This window comes from Chryseobacterium sp. VD8, from assembly GCF_037149975.1.
Lineage (GTDB): Bacteria > Bacteroidota > Bacteroidia > Flavobacteriales > Weeksellaceae > Chryseobacterium > Chryseobacterium indicum.
The window spans coordinates 1-6018 of record NZ_JBBCQL010000257.1 but is presented as its reverse complement, the minus strand read 5'-3'; the positions used below and the strand labels follow the sequence as shown (position 1 = coordinate 6018).

Sequence of the window (6018 nt, the reverse complement as noted above, 5' to 3'; positions counted from 1 at the left end):
AAATCGTAATTTGAACAGATGAAAGGGAATTTTGCATTGGGTAACACCTTTAAAAAACCATTCAGTCCATTATCAAAATCGTGATTTCCCATTGTGGAAGCATCATACTTCATCATCGACATTAATTTGAATTCCAGTTCCCCTCCGAAAAAATTGAAATAGGGAGTTCCCTGAAATATATCTCCCGAATCCAGAAGTAAAACATTGCTTTCCTGATTTCTGATCTGCTGTATTAAACTTGCTCTCCTTGCAAAACCTCCCTGATTAGGATTTTTCGTATAGCTAGCGTCAAAAGGCTCTATTCTGCTGTGCTGATCGTTGGTGTGAAGAATAGTAAGTTTCGTTGCGGACTTTAAATCAAGAAGGTTTAATTCTTCCGCCATCATCATATTGGGAGCTAAAGCCATTGCTAAAGTTCCGCCTCCTATTGCTTTTAAAAAACTTTTTCTATCCATTACTTCTTACCGATAAAATTTAAACGAACATCTGTATTAGAAACTACTTCAGGATTTTTCTTAAAATAATCAATGAAAAGATCTCTTAATTTCATTCCTGTAGGAATCATTTCTCCTTTCGAGAAGAATTTCATATTATCGCCTCCCAATGCAAGATAGTCTGAAGTTGCAAGATAATAATCCTGATCCGGATTTACTGCTTTTCCGTTGATTAAAGCTTTGGTTAGCTGTTTATTATTGGTTTCTATATATAAATGAGAAACAGGATTGTTTACCTGATGTTCTGCATAATAATCAAAAAGTCCCTGTAGATCGCTGCCTTTCATTTTTACGATAATTACTTCATTTTCAAAAGGCATCACTTCAAAAACACTTTTCAGTAAAATATCTCCTTTCCCGATCGTGGTACGGATTCCTCCGATGTTGATGAGAGCTGCGTCTACATTTTTCTGTAAATTTTTCTTTGCCCATACATCAGCTCCGTCAAAAGTATAATCTGCTAAAAGATTGCCTAAATTACTGTTATCCCCCTGTTTTGTAAGATCTGTATTGGTATGAGAGATCTTTTGGTTCATTTCTTTGTCCAGTTTCAGTTTGTAAGGTTCAATAATTTTTACAAATTCCTCATCATTTTTCAGCTCATTATTAATAGAAATATTTTTCTGGGTTCTCACATTCGCAATCTGCATGGAAGAAGCCGAAGAAGCCGTCTTACAAGCCGAAAGAGTAGCCAGAGCAATTCCTAATAACAAGAATTTATTTTTCATACGCTGTAAATTATTTATTAAAGCATCTGTACTTATCAGTCTATTGGATAAACATTTTAGCAGATAACTTAGCCATACTTTTTTTAGTATATGCAAATATAATTATATGTATAATAAAACATTATTAATTATTAGAAATTCTTCTCGTAAATGATTAAATTTGGCAAAAATAATTCTAACAGATGAGCATTTTAAAAGGAGTAGGTGTTGCTTTGGTAACGCCCTTTAATGAAGATTTATCCGTAGATTTCGAAAGTTTAACAAAATTGGTAGACTACAATATCGAAAACGGAACCAGTTATTTAGTTGTTTTGGGAACTACAGCGGAAGCTGCAACACTTTCTGCTGAAGAAAAAAAACAGGTGGTTGAACACATCATTAAGGTTAATAATAAACGCGTTCCTTTGGTTTTAGGAATCGGCGGAAATAATACTCTTGAAGTTAAGAAACAGATTGAAGAAGCTGATCTTTCTGAATTTACAGCAGTACTTTCTGTGTCTCCTTATTATAACAAACCTAATCAGGAAGGGCTTTATCAGCATTACAAAGCGTTGGCTTCCACAGGAAAAAATATTATCATTTATAATGTACCTTCCAGAACAGGGCAGAATGTTGAGGCAGAAACAACACTGCGTCTGGCAAAAGAATTTCCGAACCTGTTCCTGATAAAAGAAGCGGCTCCGAATATTCTTCAGTATTTTGATATATTAAGAAAAAAACCGGAAGGTTTCAATCTGGTTTCAGGAGATGATGAATATACACTTCCTGTAACTTTGGCTGGTGGAGCAGGGGTAATTTCTGTAATCGGACAGGCTTATCCTAAAGAATTTTCTACCATGGTTCAGTTAGCTTTTGATAAAAAAGTGGATGAAGCATATGAAATTCATAACAAGTTGGTTGAGATCACAAGACTGATTTTTGCAGAAGGAAATCCTTGTGGAGTTAAGGTAATTTTGGCAGAAATGGGAATCATCAAAAATTATCTGAGACTTCCTTTGGTAGCTGCTTCAGAAGGTCTTCATGCAAAAATTAAAGCTGAAATGGCGAATATTTAAAAGAGAATTGCAGTCATCTGCTTTAAAATGAATTGTGAATCTGCAATAACATTTGAAGCAATACTAAAAATATCAGGTGAAAGATAAGTTCTTTCACCTTTTTCAATTTTTAAAATTTAATTATATGAAATTAATAGAAGCTACAGAAAAAGATATTCCTCTGATCCAGAATTTGGCAAGAAGATCCTGGGAAAGTGCCTATTCAGGAATTATTTCTGCCGAACAGATTAATTATATGTTGGGAAAAATGTATTCTGAAGAAGAAATTTCTACACATTTGAAGAATCCTGATTATCATTATTTCTTGATTTTTGATGAAAATAGCAATTCTTTTGAAGGTTTTATGGGATATGAAAACGGATATGAAGAACAGACAACCAAACTTCACAGGATTTATCTGGTTCCTGAAAGTAAGGGAAAAGGTTTCGGAAAAGAAGCCCTGAATTTTTTAAAGCAGAAAATTTCTGAGAGTAATGATAAAAGAATTATTCTGAATGTAAATAAAGAAAATAGCGCTAAAAAGTTCTATGAATCTCAGGGTTTTAAAGTGTATGATGAAGTGGTTCTGAATATTGGGGACGGTTTTGTTATGGATGATTTCCTGATGGAATTTGTATTTTAAGATGCTGCAGATTGGAATTTTATAAATCTTAAACATAATTCTATAAAATGTGATTTATTTATTTTGTCCATCTTTGCAATACCAAATCACCTAAAACAGTACATTCATATGCTTGGTGCTAAGCTTTTTTAGCTTTTTATCAGTATATATTTTTTTTCATCCTTAGTGTTTAAATTCCTGTATTAATTAATGCAGGAATTTTTTATTTATGCTAGAAATAACAAATTTAAATTATATCACATTTAATTGAAATAAAATTTTTATATTTACAATAAACATAAAAGGATTTATAAAAGATGAAAATGTACGTAAAGTTTGACTTTAATACCCTCTGTAAAAAAATACTTGACGAAAAGCTTCGGGAGCATGGTCTCAAGTACAGGCTTTTGAACTTTGGTGAAGTAGAATTCTATGAATCTCTTACCCAGGAACAGCATACAACTTTCAAAAAAAATCTGGAAGATTACGGAATAGAAATTATTGAAAATCAGAAAGCTGCATTGGTACAGAAGATTAAAGATGCCATTGTGGAGCTGATCTCTTCAGAAGAAGGTATTTCTGTAAAAGCTTCCATCTATATTTCTGAAAAGCTGAATCACAGCTACGGATATCTTTCTAATCTGTTCTCTGAAATTACCCATACGTCTATTGAAAACTTTCTTATCATCCGTAAAATAGAATTTGCAAAAGAGCTCATTATAAGTAAAAAGCTTAGTTTTACGGAAATTGCTTACCGTCTGAATTACTCGAGTGTGGCACATCTCAGCACACAGTTTAAAAATACTACCGGTATGACGCCTTCGCAATTCCAGAAAATTATTGCACTGAGAAGGAAATCCTCACATACAAATGAACAATATCTGAAGGCTGTATGATCAAAGATTATCTGAATATCATTCTTGCAGAAGAAGATGAAGGAAAACGGATCTTTTTTGAGAATATATTCAAGGATTCAAAAATAGCCGTCAGAGCAAATGTTCTTCATCATATACAATCTGCTTTACAATCATTGGCTGAAGAAGATATTCCTGTTCCTGAAATATTATGGATCAGTAAAGATCTGATCGAAAAATGTGCTTCTGAATTTTTATCTGAAATTAAAGGAGATATCAAGTTTAATAATACGATTCTTGTTATTTATTCAGATAATTTTAAAAATGAAGACAAAGATGAGTTTCTGGTTAAAGGAGCAAATATAGTAATGGAACTTCCTGATAATTATAATGATATGAAAAAAATAGTGAACGAAATTATTGCTATAAACTGGCAGTATCATACTTCAGGATTCAACAGAAATAATTTTATCATGAAACTGTGAAAAATTATGGTTAAATTATTTTGGAATTAAAATTAAAGTTTTATATTTGTAAAGTAATACTCACACAAAGGTGATAATTAAGTAGAGAAGATACTTATATTGTCTGTGAAGCATTACCGAAATTGAAACACAGATTTATTATATCAAAAAAACGATAAATGAATGAATAACAATTGTTTCAATCTTGAAATAAATTATATAAATCACAATGTTAGTTAAACAAAATGAATTATAATAATTTCCAATTAAAAGCGCAGAAGATCTTTAAACAAAACGGTACAATCATGAAAACTCAGTACTGCCAAAGGAATATATCGTTTCATTTTTCAAATCCTTTGTCAGAAACCTAGTTAGTTTTTATAAATAAGCAATTGGAAACATAATTCATTTTGTTTTTTTTACTTTAATTTTTAAGCTTAAACATCATAACATTATCATATCAACACACCACATCACAAAATATTAAGCGAAAAGCGAAGTGAATTTTTAAAGAAGTAAAGTAAATTTTCTTCAAATAACAGTTTTATAAGGGGAAGCCGCGTGAAGACAAGATCTTTTCGCGGTTTTTTGTTTTCAGGAAATTTTACTCCATTTGTTTTTACCGTTATAATTTCTCAGATAATAATTCTTAATGATCTGGTTTTCCGGTCTTGATAACAGCGGATCGGCTTCTAAAATTTTTTCTACCGTCTTTTTTGTTGCCTTAATAATAGCAGAATCATTCACAAGATCCAGCCTTTTAAAATCTACAACACCGCTTTGCTGGGTTCCCAGAATATCGCCGGGACCTCGAAGCTGCATATCAACCTCAGAAATTTTGAAGCCATCGTTGGTTTCTACCATTGTTTTTACGCGGGTTCTGCTGTCTTTAGATAATTTATCCGAAGTCATCAGAATGCAATAACTCTGTTCCGCACCGCGACCGACGCGTCCGCGAAGCTGGTGGAGCTGCGAAAGCCCAAATCTTTCAGAACTTTCAATAACCATTACAGAAGCATTCGGAACGTTTACCCCGACTTCAATTACTGTTGTGGCAACCATAATTTCTGCTTTTCCGGAGGCAAAATAATTCATGGCAGCATCTTTTTCATCCGGTTTCATTTTTCCGTGGAGCATGGCTACGTTATAGTGTGTGAAATTATCCATCACATTTTCCAGACCTTCCATCAGGTTTTTGTAATCTAAAGTTTCAGATTCTTCAATTAAAGGGTACACAAAATAAACCTGGCGTCCTTTCTGGATTTCCTCGCGGCAGAAATTATAAACATAAGCACGGTCTTTTTCTCTTCGGTGAGCCGTAATGATAGGCTTTCTTCCGATAGGAAGTTCATCAATAACCGAGACATCAAGATCAGAATAAAAGCTCATCGCGAGAGTTCTCGGAATCGGAGTTGCTGTCATGACCAGAATATGAGGAGGTATTTTATTTTTTGCCCAAAGTTTTGCTCTTTGTGCCACTCCAAATCTGTGTTGTTCGTCGATAATTGCCAAACCGAGATTCTTAAATTTCACTTTATCCTCCAGAACGGCATGGGTTCCTACAAGAATAGAAAGTTCACCGTTTTCCAATTCTTCATGAATTTTATTCCGTTCGGATTTTTTTGTGGAACCTGTTAAAAGCAGGATTTTAACTTCCGTTTTTTCTAAGAGCTCTTTAATTCCGTTGTAATGCTGCTGGGCAAGAATTTCTGTAGGAGCCATGATGCAGCTTTGGAAACCATTGTCTTTTGCTATAAGCATCGTTAAAAGAGCAACCATGGTTTTTCCTGAACCTACATCGCCCTGCAAAAGACGGTTCATC

General features: G+C 33.4%; 7 protein-coding genes. 4 read left to right on the top strand and 3 right to left on the bottom strand.

Annotation, left to right across the window (positions count from 1 at the left end; translation table 11 throughout):
* Both WFK35_RS19680 and WFK35_RS19675 read right to left on the bottom strand, forming a co-directional pair.
* A partial coding sequence (locus WFK35_RS19680) for a metallophosphoesterase (RefSeq protein ID WP_336734098.1) occupies nt 1-455 on the bottom strand: 455 nt, incomplete at its 3' end.
* Nucleotides 455-1222 (bottom strand): 5'-nucleotidase C-terminal domain-containing protein, encoded by a 768-nt coding sequence (locus WFK35_RS19675; RefSeq protein WP_235132662.1) that lies wholly within the window; start codon nt 1220-1222, stop codon nt 455-457. The genes WFK35_RS19680 and WFK35_RS19675, both read right to left, overlap by 1 nt.
* 182 nt (nt 1223-1404) lie before the next feature.
* Here WFK35_RS19675 and dapA point away from each other — a divergent pair, with 182 nt between their 5' ends.
* From dapA to WFK35_RS19655, 4 genes are all read left to right on the top strand, one after another.
* Complete coding sequence (dapA, locus tag WFK35_RS19670; RefSeq protein ID WP_336734094.1) at nt 1405-2277, top strand: 4-hydroxy-tetrahydrodipicolinate synthase; 873 nt, start codon at nt 1405-1407, stop codon at nt 2275-2277.
* 124 nt (nt 2278-2401) lie between these two features.
* Nucleotides 2402-2899 (top strand): GNAT family N-acetyltransferase, encoded by a 498-nt coding sequence (locus WFK35_RS19665; protein WP_336734092.1) that lies wholly within the window; start codon nt 2402-2404, stop codon nt 2897-2899.
* A 296-nt stretch (nt 2900-3195) separates the two neighbouring features.
* A complete protein-coding gene (locus tag WFK35_RS19660) occupies nt 3196-3774 on the top strand; it encodes a helix-turn-helix domain-containing protein (RefSeq protein WP_336734090.1) in 579 nt (192 codons plus the stop codon).
* Complete coding sequence (locus WFK35_RS19655; protein ID WP_336734086.1) at nt 3771-4217, top strand: response regulator; 447 nt, start codon at nt 3771-3773, stop codon at nt 4215-4217. Before WFK35_RS19660 ends, WFK35_RS19655 begins: the two co-directional genes overlap by 4 nt.
* A 573-nt stretch (nt 4218-4790) precedes the next feature.
* Here the strand turns inward: WFK35_RS19655 and WFK35_RS19650 are convergent.
* Nucleotides 4791-6018: ATP-dependent DNA helicase RecG (locus WFK35_RS19650; protein ID WP_336734084.1), on the bottom strand; the 1228-nt coding region annotated here is incomplete at its 5' end.